This is a genomic window from Caryophanon tenue, from assembly GCF_001700315.1.
In the GTDB taxonomy this organism is placed as follows: Bacteria; Bacillota; Bacilli; order Bacillales_A; family Planococcaceae; genus Caryophanon; species Caryophanon tenue.
This window is the reverse complement of the sequence record NZ_MASJ01000034.1, coordinates 1-23,995: the sequence shown is the minus strand read 5'-3', so window position 1 is coordinate 23,995 and position 23,995 is coordinate 1. Positions and strand designations below refer to the sequence as shown.

Annotated in this window: 21 protein-coding genes; 16 read left to right on the top strand and 5 right to left on the bottom strand. The window is 40.1% G+C overall.

Annotated elements, in window-relative coordinates; genetic code table 11:
• Positions 1 to 34: 34 nt before the first annotated feature.
• The 3 genes from A6M13_RS12195 to A6M13_RS12185 form a co-directional block, all read right to left on the bottom strand.
• Positions 35 to 355 (bottom strand): YbjQ family protein, encoded by a 321-nt coding sequence (locus tag A6M13_RS12195; RefSeq protein ID WP_066546719.1) that lies wholly within the window; start codon positions 353 to 355, stop codon positions 35 to 37.
• 56 nt (positions 356 to 411) lie between these two features.
• Positions 412 to 1,560 carry an acyl-CoA dehydrogenase family protein gene (locus A6M13_RS12190; RefSeq protein ID WP_066546718.1) on the bottom strand — a complete coding sequence of 383 codons (1,149 nt, stop codon included), beginning with the start codon at positions 1,558 to 1,560 and terminating at the stop codon, positions 412 to 414.
• Positions 1,561 to 1,662: 102 nt separating this feature from the next.
• A complete protein-coding gene (locus tag A6M13_RS12185; protein ID WP_066546715.1) occupies positions 1,663 to 1,896 on the bottom strand; it encodes an excisionase family DNA-binding protein in 234 nt (77 codons plus the stop codon).
• A gap of 178 nt (positions 1,897 to 2,074) precedes the next feature.
• On the opposite strand from A6M13_RS12185, the gene A6M13_RS12180 reads away from it, so the two are divergent.
• From A6M13_RS12180 to A6M13_RS12165, 4 genes are all read left to right on the top strand, one after another.
• Positions 2,075 to 2,767 carry a response regulator transcription factor gene (locus A6M13_RS12180; protein WP_066546711.1) on the top strand — a complete coding sequence of 231 codons (693 nt, stop codon included), beginning with the start codon at positions 2,075 to 2,077 and terminating at the stop codon, positions 2,765 to 2,767.
• Positions 2,768 to 2,912: 145 nt separating this feature from the next.
• Positions 2,913 to 5,099: a sensor histidine kinase gene (locus tag A6M13_RS12175; RefSeq protein WP_066546708.1), complete on the top strand. Its 2,187-nt coding sequence runs from the start codon at positions 2,913 to 2,915 to the stop codon at positions 5,097 to 5,099.
• A gap of 126 nt (positions 5,100 to 5,225) precedes the next feature.
• Entirely contained in the window at positions 5,226 to 6,185 is a 960-nt protein-coding gene (locus tag A6M13_RS12170; RefSeq protein ID WP_066546703.1) for a 2-hydroxyacid dehydrogenase, read from the top strand.
• A 173-nt stretch (positions 6,186 to 6,358) separates the two neighbouring features.
• Complete coding sequence (locus tag A6M13_RS12165; protein WP_066546701.1) at positions 6,359 to 7,528, top strand: saccharopine dehydrogenase family protein; 1,170 nt, start codon at positions 6,359 to 6,361, stop codon at positions 7,526 to 7,528.
• A 165-nt stretch (positions 7,529 to 7,693) separates the two neighbouring features.
• On the opposite strand, the gene A6M13_RS12160 is transcribed toward A6M13_RS12165, so the two are convergent.
• The gene (locus A6M13_RS12160) at positions 7,694 to 9,028 is read right to left on the bottom strand and encodes a polysaccharide deacetylase family protein (protein ID WP_066546698.1); all 1,335 of its coding nucleotides are present in this window, start codon (positions 9,026 to 9,028) and stop codon (positions 7,694 to 7,696) included.
• Positions 9,029 to 9,158: 130 nt separating this feature from the next.
• Here A6M13_RS12160 and A6M13_RS12155 point away from each other — a divergent pair, with 130 nt between their 5' ends.
• Complete coding sequence (locus A6M13_RS12155) at positions 9,159 to 9,911, top strand: threonine/serine exporter family protein (RefSeq protein ID WP_066546696.1); 753 nt, start codon at positions 9,159 to 9,161, stop codon at positions 9,909 to 9,911.
• A 13-nt stretch (positions 9,912 to 9,924) separates the two neighbouring features.
• On the top strand, positions 9,925 to 10,383 hold the full coding sequence (locus A6M13_RS12150) for a threonine/serine exporter family protein (RefSeq protein ID WP_066546695.1): 459 nt from the start codon (positions 9,925 to 9,927) through the stop codon (positions 10,381 to 10,383).
• A 36-nt stretch (positions 10,384 to 10,419) separates the two neighbouring features.
• Here A6M13_RS12150 and A6M13_RS12145 read toward each other — a convergent pair whose 3' ends face one another.
• Positions 10,420 to 12,441: an EAL domain-containing protein gene (locus A6M13_RS12145; RefSeq protein ID WP_066546694.1), complete on the bottom strand. Its 2,022-nt coding sequence runs from the start codon at positions 12,439 to 12,441 to the stop codon at positions 10,420 to 10,422.
• 775 nt (positions 12,442 to 13,216) lie between these two features.
• Here A6M13_RS12145 and A6M13_RS12140 point away from each other — a divergent pair.
• From A6M13_RS12140 to A6M13_RS12095, 10 genes are all read left to right on the top strand, one after another.
• Entirely contained in the window at positions 13,217 to 14,938 is a 1,722-nt protein-coding gene (locus tag A6M13_RS12140; protein WP_066546688.1) for an ABC transporter ATP-binding protein, read from the top strand.
• Positions 14,935 to 16,734, top strand: coding sequence for an ABC transporter ATP-binding protein (locus tag A6M13_RS12135; protein WP_066546687.1), 1,800 nt, complete (start codon positions 14,935 to 14,937; stop codon positions 16,732 to 16,734). Before A6M13_RS12140 ends, A6M13_RS12135 begins: the two co-directional genes overlap by 4 nt.
• Positions 16,735 to 16,839: 105 nt before the next feature.
• Positions 16,840 to 17,712, top strand: a complete 873-nt coding sequence (locus tag A6M13_RS12130; protein WP_066546685.1) for a GNAT family N-acetyltransferase — start codon at positions 16,840 to 16,842, stop codon at positions 17,710 to 17,712.
• Positions 17,713 to 17,875: 163 nt separating this feature from the next.
• The gene (locus tag A6M13_RS12125; protein ID WP_066546683.1) at positions 17,876 to 18,172 is read left to right on the top strand and encodes a hypothetical protein; all 297 of its coding nucleotides are present in this window, start codon (positions 17,876 to 17,878) and stop codon (positions 18,170 to 18,172) included.
• A gap of 48 nt (positions 18,173 to 18,220) precedes the next feature.
• On the top strand, positions 18,221 to 18,733 hold the full coding sequence (gene ssuE / locus A6M13_RS12120) for an NADPH-dependent FMN reductase (RefSeq protein WP_066546681.1): 513 nt from the start codon (positions 18,221 to 18,223) through the stop codon (positions 18,731 to 18,733).
• Between the two features lie 13 nt (positions 18,734 to 18,746).
• Positions 18,747 to 19,550: an ABC transporter ATP-binding protein gene (locus A6M13_RS12115; RefSeq protein ID WP_066546678.1), complete on the top strand. Its 804-nt coding sequence runs from the start codon at positions 18,747 to 18,749 to the stop codon at positions 19,548 to 19,550.
• Positions 19,551 to 19,561: 11 nt separating this feature from the next.
• Positions 19,562 to 20,386: an ABC transporter permease gene (locus A6M13_RS12110; RefSeq protein WP_066546676.1), complete on the top strand. Its 825-nt coding sequence runs from the start codon at positions 19,562 to 19,564 to the stop codon at positions 20,384 to 20,386.
• Positions 20,387 to 20,418: 32 nt separating this feature from the next.
• The gene (locus A6M13_RS12105) at positions 20,419 to 21,750 is read left to right on the top strand and encodes an LLM class flavin-dependent oxidoreductase (protein ID WP_066546674.1); all 1,332 of its coding nucleotides are present in this window, start codon (positions 20,419 to 20,421) and stop codon (positions 21,748 to 21,750) included.
• An 11-nt stretch (positions 21,751 to 21,761) separates the two neighbouring features.
• Entirely contained in the window at positions 21,762 to 22,775 is a 1,014-nt protein-coding gene (locus tag A6M13_RS12100) for an ABC transporter substrate-binding protein (RefSeq protein WP_066546672.1), read from the top strand.
• Between the two features lie 43 nt (positions 22,776 to 22,818).
• On the top strand, positions 22,819 to 23,832 hold the full coding sequence (locus tag A6M13_RS12095; protein WP_066546669.1) for an ABC transporter substrate-binding protein: 1,014 nt from the start codon (positions 22,819 to 22,821) through the stop codon (positions 23,830 to 23,832).
• Positions 23,833 to 23,995: the final 163 nt, after the last annotated feature.

The window sequence follows — 23,995 nt, the reverse complement described above, 5'->3', positions numbered from 1 at the left end:
AGTTGGAGAATTGATTCTCCAACTGCTTTTTATATTACGCGTTGCGGTATGTGACAGCTGTACCTGTTGCGATACACATCATCATACCTTGACCGATTGTTTCGAAATCTAGGTTAATGCCGATAACTGCATTTGCCCCCATTGCTTGCGCGCGCTCTAACATTTCTTTCATCGCCACTTCACGGCTTTCGACTAATTTATCTTCATATGCTGCTGAACGGCCACCAATAACATCTGTAACCGATGCAAATAAATCACGCACGATATTTGCGCCCATAATAGCTTCACCACTTACAACCCCGTGGTATGTATCGATTGTTTTTCCTTGTAACGTGCTTGTTGTAGAAGTAATCATTATTGTTCCTCCTCATCATGTCATAGCTTATGTACGTAAAACTTTTTAAAATGGTTTCATTTTTTTGCATTAGCAATCGCAGTTTCTGCCAGTTTTAACACGACCATATCTTCCATCGGTGGATTGTGTAAACCTGCGCGAATATCGCGATAATAGCGCTGTAATGGGCAATCCATTTGTAAGCTATGTGCACCACAAATACGCATCGCAATATCAATCACTTGAATCGCACCGTTCATCACCTTTGTTTTTGCGGCATTGAGTTCATTTGTTAACAATGGACGCTGGTGTACATCATCATAAAGACGTGCTGCGCTGTAAAGGAAGTGACGCATTTCCATCAATTCCTGTTCCATATGACCAATATGTGTTTTGACATTCGGTAAATCGCTAATCGTCCCTTGAATACTATTTGGTGAGTACGTGGTCGCATAGTGGAGTGCATAATCACGCGCTGCTTGGGCAATGCCTAAATAGCAAGCTGGAATATGTAAAAGCCATCCGTTAATCCGTGCTGTATGTGGCACTTGTTGTACTTCTACAAGCGCATGGAGCGGTAATGTAACGTTCTGTAACAGCAAGTCATCACTCGCTGTCGCACGCATGCCGACTGTGTTCCATGTTTGTTGCAGTGATAAACCTTCTGAATCATGTGGCACAAGGAAATGACAAATAGCCTGTTTTTCTTCGACCCATGCACTCACAACAAAATAGTGTAAAACGGGCGATGTTGTGGCGAATACTTTATGTCCGTTTAACACCCAGGTATCGCCGACTTTTTGTGCTGTCGTTTCAGGGCGACCGCCACGCATAGGGCTACCGGTAGCGCGTTCGCTTGCATTGCGGTTAATGAGTGCGCCTTCTTTAATATTCGTCGCTAATGCCATCAGTGTGGCATCCTCCCATGTATGCTGTTCGAATAAATCACCAACAACGCCGAGTTGCCAGCCAATTGCAAGAGCGGTCGAGCCATCAAATGTGGCAAGCTTTTCTTGGAGGACTACCATATCGCTTACCGTTAATCCTTGCCCACCGTACTGTTTTGGCAATGTTAATGCACTGTAGCCTTGTTCTGCGAGCCAGTGTAGTTGCTCAGCAGGAAAGGTACGTGTTTCATCGCGATACGCAGCTTGCTCGGTAAAGAACGCTTTATGCGTGTCTAAACGCTGTAGCCACTCTGTTACAATTTCTGATTGGATAAACATCTATGTATTCCTCCTTCAATCTTTCCATCACGCAGAAAATAAAGAGCATAAAAGGGAGTCCACATGACTTGTAGGTGGACACCCTTTTTTGTGATGATGTTATTAATCTTCGTCTTTGACATCCATGTCTTCAGGAATTGGCGTATTTCGCCAAATTTCAATTTCTTCACGGATACGTTCTAGCTGTTCATAGTACGTATCAAACTGTGCGCTATTAATGACAAATTGTTCTCCGTCAAAAACAGCACGAATGCGACCTTCATAAATATACTTTAACACCTGCGACTGCGGCATCCCTAAATCCTCGGCTGTTTGTTCAACTGTTTTGTAATACATCGGATTTTGCCTCCTTCGTCATGTGTAGTAACGCGTTATAGCGTTCTTCTTTATATTATATACGAAAAGGTCGTTTTTGCGTAAAAGGAGTGCTACGCTAATCTTAAGGAAATCTTCAGAATTTCATATGACATTCATTAAGAATTGTTGACTACAATAAATAATAGAGGTGATGGATATGACACAACTAACCATCTTAGTAACGGACGATGACCAAGATATTCGCGATGGTATCGAAATTTATTTGAAAAATGACGGCTATCGAGTATTAAAAGCATCAAATGGCTTAGAGGCACTACAGCTATTAGAACAAGAAACGATACATTTAATTATTTTAGATATTATGATGCCACAAATGGACGGCATTACAGCGACATTTAAAATTCGTGCAGAACGTAATATCCCGATTATTATGCTCAGTGCAAAAGCGGAAGATACCGATAAAATTCATGGCTTATCGATTGGGGCAGACGATTATGTGACAAAGCCATTTCACCCGATGGAACTGTTAGCGCGTGTGAAGTCACAGCTACGTCGTTACGTACAGCTTGGCACATACGAGGAGCAGACTAGTCAAGTTGCAGTAGGTGGACTTGTACTGAATAGTGAAGCGAAGGATGTAACGGTAGATGGTGTATCGGTAAAGCTAACGCCTATTGAGTTTAAAATTACAGAATTACTACTGAAAAATGCTGGGCGCGTCTTTTCCATTCAAGAAATTTACGAGCGTGTCTGGAATGAAGAAGCGTACAATGCTGAAAATATTGTGGCGGTTCACATTCGTAAAATTCGTGAGAAAATCGAGCAAGACCCGAAAAATCCACGTTATTTAAAAGTTGTTTGGGGAGTGGGGTATAAAATTGAAAAATAAACGCTTGTTACAATATATACTCATCGGATGTGTGATGGTCGGCGCTGTTGAGTTGGTCCAATTATCGATTACCACGTTGACGACATATGCTTCAACCATTGAACAAATTCGTTGGCGTTTTTAGTACAACAAAAGGAGGAAGATGATGTCGAATACTGTCCGCATTTGGGTCACATTAATTTGCTGTGCCTTTTTATTCTTCTCTGTGAATGCATTATTGACAGAAGAACGTTATTTAACGTCGTCTTACTTTGATTCACCATCATTTTTAGCGACAAAAGATGAATTTGAAAAAGGGTTATCTCAATTTATATTGCATCCACCAAATGAAGAAGTGCTGTTGCGGAATTTGACCGTTAGCGATGAGGAAATCGATAAACACCGTGATTTTTATGGCTCAATGGAAGCGCAAATTGAAAGCATCGAAGCACAATACGAAGACTTATTAACAGAAGCAAATGATGTTGTCAAACAACGCTTAACAACAGAGCGTGACGCAAAAATTGATGATATTACAACGAACTTTGCAGATGATGAGCACGTACGTCAAAAAATATTAGCGGATAAACAAGAAATTGTCCGTTTATATATGGAAGATTTTAATGAGGAGCGCCAGCAGTTTTTAGCAACGTATGCGAATTTTGCGTACGCCTTTGAACATGTGCAAACGGGCGAAATTTTTGAAAGCGTTGGTTCAGAAGAAGTCGATGATATTTATAGTGCTTCTTATGGCGGCAATCATCGTCCATTTAGCACAAACCATTATTATGTCGGTAAGGGCACATACACACAACATGCTACGGACATGACATTTTCAAATAATTTGCAAACAGTGGAACAATATACCGGTACATGGCGTATTTTAGAAAGCCCGATTGAAGATAGTATTACGGCGTTAGACTATCAACAGTTCCAACGTGGCAAAATATTATTATGGCTTATCGTCATTGGTGGCTTAATAAGTGGCGTAATGCTATTAACGATTGCACGACCTGTTCGTTCAGATTGGCAACAGCCAGTCTATGTAAGAGAAATTATTCAGCGTTGGCCCATTGATGTGCAACTTGTAGGACTGGCCATTGCGGTGTATGCGGTATTTATTACGGCATCATTACTACTTGACCATCTACTGCATACATTTAATTTAAGCCGTTTCGGCACTATTGCAGCCTTCGTGTTAGAAAGTGCCTTACTGCTATTTTTCACGGGTGTTATTTTAGCGTTAAGCGGTTGGATTTTTCAAAGCATTTCAACGGAAAAACGCCTACGCCAAACAATTAACCATAGCTTGTTATACCGTTTTTTAGCGAATAGTGGGGATTTCTTCTTACAGCGTTCAATCGCGATGCAAACGATGCTTTTACTGGTTTGTGTTTTTATGAGCGGTGCAGCATTTATTGGTTTAATGGTACGCGGTGGTGAATTTTTCTTCTTCTTATTTTTCTTGAGCTTTTTAGTCGGCGTTCCGTCAATGGGGCTATTTATTATGCGTATGGGGTATCTCAACCGCATGATGAAACAAACGAGCGATTGGTTAGAAGGGTCATCTAAAAAAATACCGGAGCGTGGTCATTCGGCTTTTGCACAACATGCGAAACATTTAAATGATTTACATGAAGGGTTACAAGGCTCGCAACAAGCACAACAAAAAAGTGAACGTTTAAAAACGGAACTTATTTCAAATGTAAGCCATGATTTACGAACACCGTTAACGTCGATTATTACGTACACAGATTTACTAAAGCTACCGAATTTATCGGATGAGGAGCGTATGCAATATGTGGACGTACTTGAAAAGAAATCACAGCGCCTGAAAAATTTAATTGAAGATTTATTTGAAGTATCAAAAATGGCAACGGGTAATGTGGAGCTGGAGCGCACGCGCGTTGATTTAACGCAGTTGCTTCAGCAAGCGGTCGCAGAACAACAAGAAATGTTAGATGCTGCAGCTGTTGAGTGTAGATTGACATTGCCAAATGCGCCGGTCATTACGTATATAGACGGACAAAAATGGTGGCGTGTACTAGATAATTTACTGGTGAATGCCGCGAAGTATTCATTGCCACATACGCGTGTGTATGTGACATTACGCCAAACGGAAAATTTACATGCAGAAATTACCGTCAAAAATATTACGCGTTATGAATTACCAGAAGACCCGAATGAACTTTTAGAACGTTTTAAACGTGGCGACGCTTCACGACATACGGAAGGTTCAGGGCTAGGGTTAGCGATTGCACAATCCATTGTTGATTTACATGACGGCATGATGGATATTGATGTAGACGGTGATGTATTTAAAGTAACGATTACATTACCAACCGCATATTAAGGAGATGCTATTTGACACAATGACGGTCAAATAGCATTTTCATGTTCTTTTTCACGAGGATTTAAAGGGTTTTTACAAAATAACGAGAACATAATAAAGAATAAATCGTCTGAGGGTGGGAAAGCGATGAAAAAACTATTAATTACACGCAAGTTTCCAGAGCAATTTGTAGCACCGCTTCGAGAAGTGGCACATGTCGTCGAGTGGACGGAAATCGAAACGGCAATGCCCCGTGACAAATTTTTAGCAGAAGCAGCCGAAGCGGAAGTGATTTGGAGTACGTTAGAGGACAAAATTGATGAAGAGTTACTCATGCATGCACCGAAGCTTCAAATGGTCGCAAATTTAGCGGTAGGGTATAATAATTTGGCCATTTCTACAATAAAAGAGCGGGGGATTATTGCAACAAACACGCCGAATGTATTAACGAACGCTACGGCTGATTTAGCATTTGGCTTATTAATTGCGACAGCCCGTAGACTTGTTGAAAGTGCGGATTATTTACGTGCAGGTAAATGGAAAAACTGGTCACCAATGCTCTTAACTGGAATGGAAGTGTCCGGTTCAACATTAGGTATTATTGGGATGGGACGCATCGGTTCAGCAGTTGCCAGACGCGCAAAAGGCTTTGATATGCAAGTGCTCTATCATAACCGAAATCGTAAATACGAGGACGAGGAAATGTATGGTTTTCAGTACCGAGCGTTGGACGAATTATTAGCAGAGTCTGATTTTGTTATGGTATTAACACCATACACGTCGGAGACACATCATTTAATTTCGGCACCGCAGCTTAAGCAAATGAAGGAGAGCGCTATTTTTATTAATGTGTCACGCGGTGGGATTGTCGATGAGCATGCATTATATGAAGCGTTGAAAAACGGCGATATTTGGGCGGCAGGATTAGATGTATTCCAAGAGGAACCAGTGTCGCTTGATCATCCGCTGTTAACATTACCAAATGTTGTCGCATTACCGCATATTGCGAGTGCGAGCGTTAAAGCACGTCATGCGATGCTCGCAACAAATTTAGAAGCATTGCTCACATTTTTAGCTGATGATAAGCCGAAAAACCGACTCACATAACGAGATACTGAACGCACAGTGAAAAATATTCGCTGTGCGCTTTTTTTATTGCCTTGTAGTTGCGAAATATACGCATATAAGAGAAAATGTACATAGAGTACAAATTATTTGAATTTTCGATGTTTTTTCTATTTTGCTTTTGAATCTACATGAGGGAGAAAGGAGCATGATGTATGAAAATTGTCGTATTAGGTGCAGGATTAATGGGGAGAGAAATTGCTCGTGATTTAGTGAATAGCAGTCAAGTAACGCGTGTAATTTTAGCAGACCAGCAGCCGGTGACAGCCGATGTATTAGAACAATTGAATTCACCTAAAATTCAGTTTGTACAAATGGATGCACGTGACGAAGGACAATTACGTCGCGTCATTGCGAGCGGAGAAGCTGTTGTAAACGCTCTTTTTTATGAGTTTAATGAAGTCGTCGCACAAATGGCATTGGAAACAGGCGTTCATTTAGTCGATTTAGGTGGACATATTGATGGTGTCACAGACCGTATTTTAGCGCTAGATGAAGCGGCAAAAGCTAAAAATATTGTCATGATTCCAGACATGGGGTTAGCGCCAGGGATGACGAATGTCCTTGTCGGATACGGTGCGTCTAAATTGGACGAAGTAACAAGCATTAAACTGTATGTAGGTGGTATTCCGATTCATCCGAAACCGCCGCTTGAATATGCGCATGTATTTTCGTTAGACGGTATGTTTGACCATTATACGAAGCCGACGATGGTAGTGGAGCGCGGTGAAGAAAAGCTAAAGCCTTCTTTAAGTGGTATTGAGCCGATTTACGTTGAAGGGTTTGGTATTTTAGAGTGCTTCTATACAGCGGGAGGCATTTCAACGTTGCATCGCACATTCCCAGGTGTCCACACACTTGCGTACAAAACAATTCGCTACAAAGGACATGCAGAGAAATTTAAATTATTAACGGATTTAGGTTTTTTAGATGCGGCGTATCAACTGTCTGTAAACGGACAGCTCGTGCCCGTTCGTGATGTGACACGCGATGTATTGAAGGAGAAATTAGCGCTCGGTAATGAAGCGGATGCGACGATACTACGCGTTATCGTAAGCGGTGAAAAAGCAGACGAACAAGTCACATATGAGTATGAACTCGTAGTGAAAAAAGAGCCAATGTCTGCAACATCTGCTATGTCGCGCACAACAGGCGCAACTGCTTCGAGTGTTGTTCAAATGATTTTAGATGGCACGATTAGTGAGCGTGGCGTACGACCACCGGAAATTGCTGTGCCTGGTGCGGTATATATTGATGCGATGGCACAACGCGGTATTAATATTCGCGAAACGATACATCAATCGTCGATCATTGTGAAGTGGTAATAAAAGCGTCCGAGACAGAACCTTATTTCTGACAAACATCGCATTTGCCTCAAGCCATGCCTGCACAACGTGCCCGCTATATGGCGTAGCACCAAAAGCACAAAAATATCCTTCAGCAACGACAACTGCTGAAGGATATTTTTGTTTGTTTCAACCTCTTTATCGTTATTTGTATAAAAGAATTTCAGACGCAGTGACACAGTCATAATTTGCATGCTGCAAATTAAGAATGATTGTTTCTAGCGCATCTGCAGTAGGCTGATGAATATCATGCATTAAAATAATCGCATTATTGTGGAGATGCTTATTCACAATCGCAATCGTTTGTTGTGGGTCACGATGTCGCCAATCAAGCGTATCAATCGACCATAACACACTTGGAATAGGCAAGAGCTTTTCTAACGTATCCGACGTTGCTCCGTATGGCGGTCTAAAAACAGTCGGTGCATAGTTGGTCGCGGCAATAATCGCCTCATTTGTCTTAATAAATTCTTGCTGAACACCGTTAATTGGTAATGTTGTGATGTTTGGATGCGACCATGTATGATTGCCAATTTCATGACCTTCTTCAACGATACGTTGAACAATTTCAGGATGTTGCTGAACACGTTGACCGACTAAAAAAAACGTTGCTTGTACATCGTATTTTTGGAGGATATCTAAAATTTGTGGCGTGACAGTCGGGTGTGGCCCGTCGTCAAATGTTAAGGCAACACGCATTTTTGAAGTGTCACGTACATAGTTGTCATCAATCGTGTGAAAGGGTGGTGCAATCCCTTGTTGATACGGTTTCGCAAGCCATTCATTGACCGTTAAAATTGGAAGTGCCACAACATGATTTGTTTGTCCTTGTTCGGTAGCCATATAAAGGTTGAGCGCATATGGTGTTAACGTAAAGTTTGCAATGTCTTTCCAATGACGCGGAAAGCCTTCAGGAGTTGTGCCTATAGGTGCGTATTGCTGCATAAGCATCTGAAGTGTGTTTAATGCCTTTTCATTGTTCTGAAACAGTGCATCAATTGTAATGATTTCTCCGCTAGGCTCTTCATACACAATCGTCATCGTTTGTTCGTCTATTACTTGTTGCTCTCTATATCGTTGATACGTGAAGCGTAACGATATCGTAGTTTCGTTAAATGTCTCAATCGCTGTTTGTAACTCTATAGGCTGTTCGTTCGATATAGATGCCTTTAATGATGCGATATAATCGTCAATACGAGCGTTAATCGCTGTATGTTTTGTTTTTACATAGTGAAGCGTATACGGTATTTGTGGCTGTTCTGATGTTTCGACGACATCATACAGTGTTGGATAGTCAGGGTGCTGTGTAACCGTGGTTGTTGCTGTAGATATCGGTGTTTCTGTTTGAGTAGACGTACGTTGCTGTGTATCCTCTCCGAAAAGTAAAAAACAGCCGAATAAGAACAGTGAACAAACACACAAAATCGCGAAAGCTTGAAGTTGCAGTTTGCGCCGTGTTGATAATGGGCGTCGTAACATTATTTTATTTCACGCCTTTCAATTGTATATGTTTCACACAATGTTATATATATGAAAAAGTTTTTATTGCGTTTTATAGAGAAGGTTCGTTAAGATTGCTTTGACTATATGGAAAAAAGGAGGTTGCCTTATGGATTATAATGAACGGACGGAATTTGCGATTGACTGCTTTTTACTAGCAGGCCGTATTATGATGGAAAGCGGTGCTGAAACATACCGTGTGGAAGATACGATGATACGCATGGCACACTCGCAAGGTATGGTAAATGCACAAAGCTATGTCACACCAACAGGCATTATATTTTCGTTAGGTCGTACGCAACCAACAAGAATTACCTCCATCCCAAATCGAGCAACGAACTTACATCGCATTTCATTAGTAAATACGATTTCGCGAAAACTTACTTCTAGTATCATAACATTGGAAGAAGCATATGACGAATTGAAACAAATTGAAGCAAAAAACTATATGTTACCGAACACTATACAAATTTTGGCAGCTGCATTGGCAAGTGGTGCATTTTTAATGATGTTTGATGGTGTAGGGGCGGATATTTTGGCTGCGATGATTGCAGGCGGCGTTGGTTATTGGGTATTGCTCCTTGTAACGGATGTCACGAAAGTAAAGTTTTTCTCGGAGTTTATTGCGTCATTAGCTGTCGGTATTTTAGCAGCGCTTGCTGTTCGATTTGGTGTGGGACAACAGCTCGACACGATTATTATTGGCTCGGTCATGCCGCTTGTGCCAGGGGTTATTATTACGATTGCGATTCGTGATTTAATGGCAGGGCATTTCACATCAGGGATGGCAAGAGGCATTGAAGCGTTGTTAACCGCCTTTGCAATTGGCTCAGGTATCGCGTTAGCATTAACACTCATTTAAGGAGGGGATACAGATGGATTATATCGTGCAGGCAATTATGAGCTTTATCGCGAGTGCATGTTTTGGAGTTATTTTTAATGCACCGTATCGTAAGTTGCTTTACTGCGGATTAGTCGGTTCAATCAGTTGGACGATTTATTATAGTTTGACGACATTAGCGAGCTTTGACGCTGTACATGCATCATTTGCGAGTGCCTTAGTAGTCGGTATTAGCGCACATTTACTTGCCAAAAGCTTACGAACACCGATGATTGTATTTAATGTATCAGGCATTATCCCACTCGTACCTGGAGGCGCATCTTATAATGCAATGCGCAGTTTAATGGAAAATGATTTTATGATGGGTGTACAATACTCGGCGCGTGTATTTTTAATTGCCGGAGCTATCGCAATGGGATTAGTTTTCGCAGAAGTAATCATGCAACTTGTACGACGAACGATGGCAACTAAAAAAGAAGCGCTACAAAAATAAAAACGAGCAACCATATTGGCTGCTCGTTTTTTTATTTTATACATTTAACAGTGATGATAATTCGCGTGGTAATGCCGGTTTACCAATATAGTAACCTTGTAAAATATCACAGCCGAATTGTTTTAGCATATTTACTTGATCTTCATTTTCGACACCTTCAGCAATGACAATGAAGCCCATTGATTTGCCGAACTGTACCATACCATTCACGATTTGCGTCGATTTATCTGACTTCAGCATCGACGCAATAAATGTTTGGTCAATTTTTAAGACATTCATTGGTAATAGCTGCATATAACGGAATGATGCATAACCAGTGCCGAAGTCATCTAAAATGAATGTGATGCCTTCTTGTTCTAGCTTACGCATTTGCGACATGATCGACGCTTCGCTTTCCGCTTCAAGTGCAAATTTTTCTGTAATTTCTAATTGAATTAACTCCACTGGACATTCCGTACGTGCAATTGTTTCTAAAATCGATTGCGCCATATTTTTGTCGCGGAATTCTCGAACAGATGAGTTAATACTTACTTTTAATGAGTAACCTTGTGCTTGCCATTCAACCGCTTGTAGGCAAGCCTTCTCTAGCATAAACTTACCGATTTCATTAATCAGCCCTGTTTCTTCAGCAATTGGGATTAATTCATCCGGTGTAACTGTGCCGATTTCTTCATCATGCCAACGTACAAGCGCTTCCATCGCGATGATTTCATTCGTATGCGCGTCCATTAATGGCTGGTAGTAAACATCTAAGTTTCGTTGGTCCAGTGCTAACAGTAAACGTTTCTCGACAATTGAACGACGGTTTAACGCTTTATGTGTCGCTTTTGATAATGACACAATGTTATCGCCACCTGCCTCACGTACTGTCGCAATTGTAGCAACGGATGCTTTCATCATTTGCGAGAAGGTTGTTTGGTCTTCAGGGAAGCGGGTCATACCACCACTCACCGAAATTGGCACAGCCACTTGGTTATTATAAATTGGGTTTTGTTGTAAGTATGTTAAGAACCCTTGAATAAACCAGTCGCTTAATGGCGTTAAAATAACGAAGTCACTTTCATTAATGCGTGCCATTGTACTGTCTTGGAAATACATTTTCATACGTTTCGTAAACTCTAAAATAATCGTATGGCTCGTTTCTTCCCCGTATAAATCTTTCAGTGTATAAAATTTATCTAGGCTTAAATAAACGAATGAGAAGTGGCGGCCAATTTCAATTTTTTCTGCAATGACCTTTTCAAGACGGTGCGTATTCATTAAACCTGTTTCTGTATCGATATAAGCAATTTTTTCAAGTTGTTCTTGTAATAAGTGATGTGTCGTAATATCACGTTCAATTAACACATAAATACGTGCATTCGAATCAGGCGCAACGGTTGGCACAGCGATTAAAGACGTCCAGTAGCTTTGACCATCTTTTGTAATCTTTTCGACTTCCCCTTGCCACATATTGCCTTGCTGTAATTGTTCCCAAATAGCATCGGCATATTTAACGCTCGCATTCGTATCAGGGAACAGCTGCCAAAATGTTTTGTTAATCACACGTTTCGGTGTCCAATGACTCACCTTTAAAAATAGTGAGTTACAGTGAATAATAAAGCCATCCTCATCTAAATATGTCAGCATAAACGATTTTTCGATGCTAGATGTAATGCTTTCTAAATGTTGCATTTTATAGCCGTCATCCGTAAGCTGTTGCGCTACTTGAATAAACACCGTCATCGCATTTTTTTGCTGATTTTTAGCCGGTGAAATCATAGCTGTACATGCAATTGGTTGACCAAATGCATTCGTTAGCGTCATGTTTGAAACCGCTGTTAATTCCTTTAACTGGAATGGGTTTTCAGATAATTTTTTCTGAAGCGTTTCTGAAAATGCCGTTGTGAAAGCATGCTTTGATGCAGTAGTCATATCTATACGATCATAGCCAAAAGTTTTTTCAGCCGCAGTATTCCATTCAATAATTGTGCCGTCTTCTGTAAGAACAAAAGCAGGCTCTGGGTATTGAGATAGGAATTGGATGTCGATTTCGATATTTCTTAGGGACTTATTCATCTTTTATCGGCTCCTCTTCTTATTAAATTTATACTATAGGTTATAGTCTCTTGAAATAATTAGTCATCTTTAGTATATGCTATTTTGAATAATTTTTTAACCTTTAGGCACAATTTACTTTGTTTTTAATTTTATCGTGTAATTATATATGATTATAAATAAAATTTCGTAAAAAAGTTGAAAGTCTATTTTTAATAAACTGATTTACAAAAATAAATAAATATAAAATATAACGTAATAAAATACCTATTTGTCATTTATTCATATGTGTATATATTCCTTATGATATAGTAAATGGTTTTGAAAATAGGCTCCTGGACAAAATTAAAGCCAAAATAAGAAAGAATGAAGAGAATAAATAAAATGTTTGGATCAACATAAAAATTACATATGTATTGAAAAATAAAATAACGTATTGGTGACTGGAGTGAGCGGGTTGTAGTAGCAAAAATACCCACAATATTTTAAACGCTGGATATTAATACTTTGATTCTATACCCATTACGATAAATATATATACCTAAAATGTCGAAAAAAATAGAAAAAAGATGCTAATAGTCCTTCTTTCTTACAATATAAATCTTTGGGAAAGCGTCCAGAAATACAAAAACAAGGAAATATTATGATGTGTTAAAAAAATACAGCATGCTTTGAGTCGAAATAATCATAAAATAGCACTGTCATACAAAACAAAAATGCTTTTATGATAACTGAAAATTGTGTCATAATACATTTTAAAGATTCTTCGTTAATCGAAAGAAAAAGAGGGGATATTGTGAAAAAAGTATTTTCATATGCACTCCCGTATAAATGGATTGCACTAGCAGCATTTCTATTTATGCTGTTGGAATTGAGCGTGGATTTAATTCAGCCGCTCATTATGGCGCAAATTATTAATGAAGGCATTATGCAAAATGATTTAGCGGCTGTGCAATTATGGGGTGGCGTATTAGTTGGGGTTTCATTAATAGGGTTTTTATTTGGTATTTTAAACTCTTATTTTTCATCGCATGCAGCACAAAGCTTTTCATTTGAACTACGCAATGCGTTATTTGAAAAGATTCAGCGCTTTACGATGGCGCATTATACAAAGTTTCCAGCTGCGAGTTTAATTACACGACTGACAAATGACGTAACACAAGTACAAAATGTGTTCTTTATGTGTTTACGTATTATGTTACGAGCACCATTATATGTTGTGGGTAGTTTAATCATGATGCTGTTTATCGACGCGAAGTTAACGTTTTACTTTTTAATCGTGACACCAATCGCCGTCGTATTTTTATGGGTTGTTGTGCGCAGAGGCACGAAGCTTTTCGGCAAAGTACAAGGGCGTGTAGACCGTCTAAACCGCGTTTTACAAGAAAACTTACAAGCAATTCGTTTAGTAAAGGCATATTTGCGCGGGCAATATGAAGCGAGCCGATTTGAAGAAATTGCGGGTTCATTGAAAATTGATACGACAAAAGCGCTTCGTATTATGGAAATTTTACTGCCAGTTTTATGGCTGTTCTTAAATGGTGCGCTACTTGCTGTATTGTGGTTTGGCACACAGCAAGTACAGCAAGGCTCTACAGAGGTCGGTGATTTAGTCGCCATTATCAACTATGCAACACGTATGACGGCGATGTTCTCGATGTTTGCATTTATTATTTCAGCGTTTGCGCGTGCGTATGCAAGTGCCAAGCGTATTGAAGAAGTGCTAGATGTTAAAGGAGATATTGAATCATTCGAAGCGTCGCCAGTGATACAAGAGCAACCGCTTGCGCTACGTTTTGACAATGTATCGTTTACATATGATGATGTCAGTGAGCCGGTATTACATGATGTATCCTTTACGGCACAGCCTCGTGAAAAAATAGCGATTATTGGTGCGACTGGCTCAGGGAAAACGACCCTTTTAAGTTTAGTGCCGAAGTTTTACAACGCGACAGCCGGACAAATTTTCGTGAATGATAAGCCGATAACTGCGTGGAGCAATTCCGATTTACGCGCACATATGGGCATCGTTTTACAGCAGTCTATTTTGTTTACAGGAACGATTGCAGACAATATTCGATGGGGAGATAAAGCGGCGAGTGATGAAGATGTGGAAGCAGCAGCAAAGCGTGCACAAATTCATGAGTCGATTATGAGCTTCCCCGACGGCTATCAAACACGTGTTGGTCAAAAGGGTGTTAATTTATCAGGAGGGCAAAAGCAACGTATTGCAATTGCACGTGCATTAATCCGTCAGCCTCAATTATTAATATTAGATGATAGTACGAGTGCGCTTGATGTTAAAACAGAACAAGCTTTATGGGAAGCTATTGATGGACAGCAAACGACGATGCTTGTTGTAACACAAAAAATTTCCACAGCACAGCGTATGGATAAAATTTTAGTAATGGAAGATGGCCGTATTATTGCACAAGGAACACATGAACAATTACATGAAAACGTACCATTGTACCAAAAAATTTATGAATCCCAGCAACAGGGAGGGATTACAGCATGAAAATATTCGGCTATAAGCCTGTTATTACAAAGGAAGAAATTAAGCAAGCACAGCACAAGAAAAAAGTAGATAAAGCATCGAATTGGCAACAAACATTACGCCGTATTTGGCGCTTATTAGCAGAGCAACGTATGTTATTAATCATTGTGTTTATCATGGTTTTCTTCAGTTCGGCGTTATCGTTAATTGGGCCATTTTTAATCGGTTATATCATTGACCATTTCGTTGTGCCGAAAACATTTACAGGGCTTGAATCATTTATTATTGGCTTAGCTGTCATTTATATTGCGTTATCCGTTGTGACGTTTTTACAAAACTATTGGATGATTGGTATTGCGCAAGAAACGATTTATAAAATGCGTACAAACGTATTTAAACATTTACAGCACTTACCGATCCCATTCTTTGATCGTCGTCAGCACGGAGAATTAATGAGCCGTGTGACAAATGATATTGAAACGGTTAGCTCGACATTAAATACATCGTTAATCCAAGTGTTTTCAAGTATTTTGACGATTGTTGGTACATTATCTGTGATGCTTTATTTAAGTCCGTTACTTACATTATTAACGGTTATTATCGTGCCATTTATGTTTTATGCGATGCGCTGGATTACCCGCCGTACCGGTAAACTTTTTAAGTTGCAACAGCAAGCAGTTGGGTCATTAAACGGTATGATTGAAGAAACGATTTCAGGACAAAAAATTGTCAAAGCCTTTTCAAAGGAGCAAGAAGTATTAGAGGAATTTCGTACACAGTCTAATGTGCTGCGCCGAAATGGTTTCTGGGCATTAACGTATTCGGGCTTCATTCCAAAGGTCATGAACTTTTTAAATAGTATGAGCTTTACTGTGATTGCGGCAGTGGGCGGAATGTTAGCTGTAAAAGGACATATTTCAGTTGGGACGATTGTTATTTTCACGGAGTACTCACGCCAATTTACACGTCCGCTCAATGATTTAGCGAACCAGTTTAATACGGTGCTTTCGGCTGTTGCTGGGGCGGAGCGTGTATTTGCGATTATGGATGAAAAAGTAGATGAAGATAATGGTGTAGAGGCACGTTCATTAAAGGGACGCGTGACATTTGAAGATGTGTCGTTCCGCTATGAGCAGAGCGCAGAGGCATATACACTACGTAATATTTCGTTCAATGTGAACCCTGATGAAATGGTTGCGTTAGTTGGTGCAACAGGTGCAGGGAAAACAACGATTATGCAACTTGTCGCACGTTTTTACGATGCGCAAGAAGGGCGTATTTTATTTGATGGGGTAGACGTTCGCCAATATACGCGTGAAAGTTTGCGTAGTCAAATGGCATTTGTGCTACAAGACCCGTTCTTATTTGAGGATACGATTGCGAGCAATATTCGCTACGGTAAGCTTGATGCAACAAATGAAGAAATTATCACAGCAGCTAAAAAGGCGAATGCGCATACGTTTATTATGAAGTTAGAGCATGGCTATGATACGAAGTTAAGTGCGAATGGCGATGAGTTATCTCAAGGGCAGCGTCAGCTACTATCAATCGCACGTGCGTTCGTCGCAAATCCAGCGATCTTATTATTAGACGAGGCAACGAGCAGTGTTGATACCGTAACTGAGTTGCATATTCAAGAAGCGTTGGAGCAATTAATGAAGGGGCGTACAAGTTTTGTTATTGCACATCGCTTAAATACAATTCGTAAAGCGGATGTTATTTTTGTCATGCAAAAAGGGGAACTGGTTGAACGAGGATCTCGTGACGAATTAGTCGAACAGCAAGGCGTGTATGCAAGCATGTTACAAACGGTGTAAATGAACGAGTGGTAGTCACATTTGCGTGACACCACTCGTTTTTAGTTGTACTGTCACGCGGTTTTACATACAATGAAAAGCATGACAGAAGGTGAGGAACGAAACATGAATATTTCTATTTTAACAGCATCATATCCGGTAGACCGTTTAACATATGAAGAAGTAGCAGAGTTAGCGCAGACAGCCGGTGAAACGGATGGCTTACAATATGAACAGCTGCTTCATCTATATGCATCAGCAGAAGCAGGAGTTAGTGGCTTTTATGTATTAGCATACGATGATGACGAAGACCGCTTAGTAGCAGCCGCATCTGCCATTGATGAAATCGGTTTTCATACATTTGAAAGCTCGCTCGTTGTACATCCGTTATATCGCTCGATAGGTGTCGGTACAGCTATACATGAAGCTTTAGAGCAAGCACTTGCTGTACGCCAATCAGCAGGTACGTTAATGTTAGCGAAAGAACATGCACCATATAATGAAGCGTTTTTACAAAAATGTGGCTATGGTTATAACTTCTCAGAAGCAACATTTATGACGCAATCAGCAAGTTTACAGGAGACGGTAGCTGTAACACTACGACCATATGCACCAGCAGATTTCGCACGTGTTGCAAATCTATATGAGCAAGCGTTTGGCGATACATTAGAAGAGTCAGAGCAATTACTTGAATACAATACAGCGCAGCAGCAAACGATGATTTGGGTAGCGGAGCAGCAAGGTGAAGTAGTTGGTACAATTACGACTACGATTTACGAAGATGAGCTAAATATTACCGCGTTAGCTGTCGAGCAGACGATGCGCGGGCAAGGAATTGGTTCATATATTATCGCATTGGTGAAAGATGAGGCATGTAAGGAGAATGTAGCAACAATTACATTGGACGTTGAATCTGAAAACGAACAAGCCTGGTCTTTTTACGTGAAAAATGGTTTTGAAAAAGTATCGCAAACAAATTATTTTGTAAAATTAGGTTGACTTTTCAGAAAATATAATTTAAATTAAGTCTATCAAGTTAATAGGAATTAAGCTAACTAGAAAAACTAGAGGCTCTCTACAAAGTGTTACGCATCGTCATTGGTGGCGAGTGGAAACGCGTTATTTGTGGAGAGCTTTTTCTGTCCTTTAAAGGGGGATAAATATGCAGGCACAAAAACAGGATGTTCAACGAATCATTCAGCTGCCCGATTTACTTTTCTTTCAACATTGTGAACAACATTTTCAAGTAAATAAAGGGGTGTTTCATACGATTGATTGTCAATTGTATGAGCGCGGTTTTGATAAGGTAAAACAACGACGCCATATTATGCTGAAGTTTTTAACAGCTGCGCAACAGCAAACAGCAGAATCAGCAACGAAATATATGAAGTTTGGACACGGCAATTTACGCAAGCATTTAGACCAATTTTTAAAAAGCAATGATGCTTTATTTTTTTAAGCTAAATACTACTAAACAAATAAGGATTATGCAAATGGGGGTTTTTATATGACGATTTTAATTATTAACGGCGCGAATAACACGAGCTCTCGTATTAACGGCGTTGCACAATATATTAAACAGACAGCACAAAATGTAGAGGAAATTATTGTGCATCAGCTACCAGCAGAAGCATTAATTACAGCTGACTACACATCGGAAATTATTCAGCAAGCAAATGAACAAGTGGCGAAAGCAGATACAGTCATTGTATTAACACCTGTATATAAAGCAGCTTATAGCGGCATTTTAAAAACATACTTAGATTTAATTCCACAAAAAGGTTTAGTCGGCAAAACAATTTTACCAATCGCAGTTGGTGGGTCATATCACCATTTATTAGCCATTGACTACGCGTTAAAACCGGTATTATCAGCAATTGGTGCAACGAATGTATTACAAGGCGTGTACATCGTTGACCAACAAATTGAACGCACAGAAACAGGCTTTACAATCGACGCACAAATTGAAGCGCGATTAGATGAACAGCTCGCACAAATTGAAGTGCTACAAACAGTGTAATGGAGGGATTGGCATGGCAGAGAAAATTCGCTTAGAGCGTGTGTCGAAAGTATTTACAGTGCGTGATGAGAAACAAAAAGGTGCCACTCGAGAATTTACAGCTGTTGAGAATTTAGATTTTCATGTAAATGAAGGCGAGTTTGTCACATTAGTAGGACCAAGTGGTTGTGGGAAATCAACGATGCTTGATTTACTAGGTGGCTTATCAACACCAACAAAGGGACGCATTTTAATTGATGGTCGCGAAATTACGGGTCCTGGTTTAGACCGTGGCACAGTGTTCCAACAATATGCATTATTCCCGTGGAAAACCGCTCGTGGCAATATTGAGTTCGGTTTAGAAGCAAAAGGAGTTCCGAAAAAAGAGTGGAAAGAGCAGTCAGATTATTATTTAGACTTAGTCGGTTTAAGTAAATTTGCGGAGCGTTATCCACATGAGCTATCGGGTGGCATGAAGCAGCGTGTAGCGATTGCGCGTAGTTTAGCATTTAATCCAGATGTTTTACTAATGGACGAACCATTTGCGGCACTTGATGCACAAACACGTGAAACATTACAAGCTGAATTATTACGTATTTGGGAGAAGACGAAGAAAACGATTATTTTCATTACACACGGTATTGACGAAGCGGTTTATCTTGGGCAACGCGTTGTCGTGCTGTCACCAAACCCAGGGAGTGTAAAGAAAATTGTTGATATTCCACTGAAAAATCGTCTGGTAGATGCTGATATTCGCTCGACACCAGAGTTTATGGAAGCACGTCGTGAAGTATGGAGCTTATTGCATGAAGCAGAATATAAAGGTGCGCACATTTAAGGAGGACATACATGGTTACTTTAGATAAAACAATTCAACAGCCGAGTAGTCCACAAGGGCGTAAAGGCACAGCTTTTCCGAGTTTAGTAAAAATATTTAAGCAATCAATCATATTAATTTTATTCTTTATTGGGTGGGAGATTTTACCGAAAACAGGTTTTGTCGATAAAGCATTCTTCCCAGCGTTTTCAGAAGTCGTTGTCGCCTGGTGGAACTTACTTGTTTCGGGGAGCTTATGGGAACATTTTAGCGCGAGTATATTACGCTCAGTTGCTGGCTTTGCATTAGCCATTGTTATTGCTATTCCATTAGGTTTATTAATCGGTTGGTATCCAACGATTAGCGATTTATTCAACCCAATTTTAGAAGTGTTCCGTAACACAGCAGCATTGGCATTATTACCTGTATTTATTTTATTTTTAGGGATTGGTGAAACATCAAAAATTGCGATTGTGTTATTCGCATGTACATTCCCGATTTTATTAAATACAATTGCGGCGGTAAAAAATGTCGACCCGCTACTCATTAAAAGTGCGCGTTCGATGAATATTCCACCGTTCAAACTGTTTTACAAAGTCATTTTACCCGCTTCAGTACCAATGATTTTTACAGGTGTCCGCATGGCAGGTGCATCAGCAATTTTAGTATTAATTGCAGCAGAGATGGTTGGCGCAAAAGCAGGTTTAGGTTATTTAATTACGTATTCACAATATAACTTCTTAATTCCAGAAATGTACGCAGGAATTATTACGATTTCATTATTAGGTTTAGGGATTAACTACGGTTTACTTGCGCTTGAGCGTTACTTTACACGCTGGCAGCAACCATTACGTTAAATAAATGATTGAAGGAAGTAGAGGCGATTCATATGACAAAACGACAATTAAGTTTAGGTGCATTCTTTATGTTTCCAGGTCATCATATTGCAGCGTGGCTAGACCCGTCAACAACGGCTGACCAATATGTGAATTTTGATTTTGTGCGGGAGCAAGCACAAAAGGCGGAAGCAGCAAAATTCGATACAGTATTTGTAGCGGACCATGTGAATCCAGTGAATCCAGAAGAAGATTCATTTGAGCAAACATCGTATACACATTTTGAGCCGTTTACATTATTATCTGCTATCGCAGCGGTAACATCGAAAATTGGCGTTGTTGGTACGGTATCGACCACATTTAGTGAACCTTACAATGTCGCACGTCAATTCGCCTCACTTGATCGTTTGAGCAGAGGACGCGCAGGCTGGAATGTTGTCACAAGCTCTTCAGCAGCTGCGCCAAACTTTAATAATGATGTAACAAGCTTACATCCATCGATTCGTTATGAACGTGCACATGAATATGTGGATGTTGTCACAAAATTATGGAATGCATGGGAAGATGATGCGATTGTATATGACCAAAAAAACGAGCGTATTAATGATGCAAGCAAAGTAAAACCTGTTAATCATAATGGTAAGTGGTTTCAAGTACAAGGACCATTAACTGTGCCGCGCTCTGAGCAAGGACATACTGTCATTGTTCAAGCAGGTCAATCCGATGAAGGGCGAGAACTTGCCGCACGTACAGCGGAAGTCGTATTTACAGCATGGCAGTCGCTTGAAGATGCACAAACATTTTATCGTGATTTAAAAGGGCGTTTAGCGAAATATGGACGCACACATAATGATTTAAAAATTATGCCCGGTATTTTTCCGATTGTTGGCCGCACTGAGGAAGAAGCAAAAGCGAAGCATCAAGCATTGCTGGATTTAATTCCAGTGGATGCGGGGGTACGTCGTTTATCAGATAACTTTGGCTATGATTTATCTGGCTATGATATTGATGGGCCACTACCAAATATTCCGAAAGAACAAACAAACGGCATTGGCAGTCGCCATGATTTAATCGTCGATTTGGCGCGAAAAGAAAACTTAACGATTCGTCAATTATATCAACGCATTTCAGGTGGCCGTGGTCACTATGAAGTAGTCGGGACACCGGAGCAAATCGCTGATATTATGCAAGCTTGGTTTGAAAACGAAGCAGCAGATGGCTTTAATATTTTAGCACCAACCTATCCACAAGGCTTTGATGACTTTATTGAGCTTGTCATTCCAGAATTACAAAAGCGTGGAATTTTCCGTACAGAATATAGTGGTAGTACATTACGTGAGCATCTTGGATTACAACATCCATCAAAAAGAGAGGTAATTATTTAGGGGGAAATGCGATGAAAAAGTGGCGAGCATTTAGTGTAACAGCAATTTTGGCAGCGAGCTTATTAGCAGCATGTGGCGGAGCAGAAAACGAAGCAGCAAATGCGGATGAGCAAGATAAAATTGTTCAGTACCAACGTCAAGCAGGCGTTGTACTACTGCCAGATTTAGCCCAGGAGCTAGGGTATTTTGAAGATATTACGTTAGAAAATGTCGGAAACTTTGTTGGTGGGCCGGAAAGTATTCAGCTAACAGCAACGGGGCAAATCGATTACGGATGGGCATTTTCTGGTGCGATTTTAAAATCCGAAGCGAAGGATGTGCCAATCACCTCTGTTATAGCTTCATACGGAAGTGATGAGCATACAGCGACAAGCTTATATGCGTTAGAAGGTAGTGGTATTGAGACAGCGCAAGACTTAATTGGTAAAAAAATTGGTGTCAATACATTAGGTGCGCACTATGAATTTTTCCTCTATGACTATTTACGTGAGGGTGGCTTAACCGAGGCACAAATTAAAGAAGTAGCACCAGTCGTTATTCCAGCAGCGAATGCCGAACAAATGCTACGCAATAAACAAATTGATGCCGTTATTATGACGAACTTAGCGCGTGACTTAGCTGTTGAGCGCGGCGGTATTGATGAAGTGGTAGCAGATATCGATGTGTACGGTCGTGATTTTACAGCAGGTGCGATGTTCTTTAGTGATGATTATATTGCGAAAAATCCTGATACAGTAGCACAGTTTGTAGAAGGTTCCGCAAAAGCATTAGAGTGGTTAAAGGAAACACCACGTGAAGAGGTTATCGAAATTTATAGCAAAATTTTAAGTGAGCGCGGTGAAGAAGCAGCAGTCGAGAATACACGCTTTTATCAGTCACCGGGTATTACAGCGGTTGGCGGACAGTTAAGTGATGAGGACTTTACAATTTGGCTAGATGCACTAGAAGCAGATGGGACGATTGAAAAAGGCTCATTAGATGTTTCAACGGTATATACAAATGAATTTAACCCTTACGCAAAATAATAAATAAGTAACCAATATGGATAGGACTTGAAGGAGAGCAACGATGAAGAAATGGAAAGCACTTGGATTAACAGCAATTTTAAGTACAGCAATTTTAGCCGCTTGTGGTGATGGTGAAAATGAAGCAGCAAGCGCAGATGAGCAAGATAAAGTATTACAATATCAAGTACAAGCAGGGGTTGTTCATTTACCAGAAGTGGCACAAGCACTTGGTTACTTTGAAGATATTGAATTAGAAAGTGTCGGCAATTATGTCGGTGGTCCAGAAAGTATCCAGTTAGTTGCTACTGGTCAAACGGACTATGGACGTGCCTTTACAGGTGCAGTATTAAAATCTGAATCAAAAGGTGTAAACATTACGTCGGTAATGGGCGGCTACGGCAGTGACAAATATACAGCGACAAGCTTATATGTGTTAGAGGATAGTGGCATTGAAACAGCAGAAGATTTAATCGGTAAAGATATTGGAATTAATACATTAGGTGCGCACTATGAATTTTTCTTAAATGACTATTTACGTCAAAATGGATTAAGTGAAGAACAAATTAAAGAGATTGCACCAGTGATTATTCCGCTTGCGAATACAGAGCAAATGTTACGTAACGGTCAAGTAGATGCAGTTGTTATGAACGGTTTACCACGTGACTTAGCATTAGAGCGTGGCGGCATTAAAATGATTGCAAGTGACATTGAAGTATATGGGCGCGATTTTATTGCAGGGCCATTATTCTTCAGTGATGACTATATTGAAGAGAATCCAGATACAGTACGTCAGTTTGTAGAAGGTTCAGCGAAAGCATTAGAGTGGTTAAAGGCAACACCACGCGAGGAAGTTATCGAATTATATTCTGAAATTTTAACAGCTCGTGGTGAAGAAGCGGCCGTTGAAAATACGCGTTTTTACGAATCACCAGGTATCGCTGCTGAAGGTGGCTTACTCGTTGACGAAGATTTCACGATTTTCTTAGAAACATTAGAGGCCAATGGTACGATTGAAGAAGGTTCTGTGAATGTGAAAGACATGTACACAAATGAATTCAATCCGTACAATAAATAAGTTATCCACATGTTAATAACGTGCTGCTAACAAGGTTATTAACAATAAAGAGGCTGAGACAAAACAAAGTGTTAGGAGAAATCTCGTCATTTCTCCTAACACTTTTCTGCTTTCGTCGTCGTAAATTTTCGAGCAGGCTTTTCTGCGGTACGGCTCGAGCCTG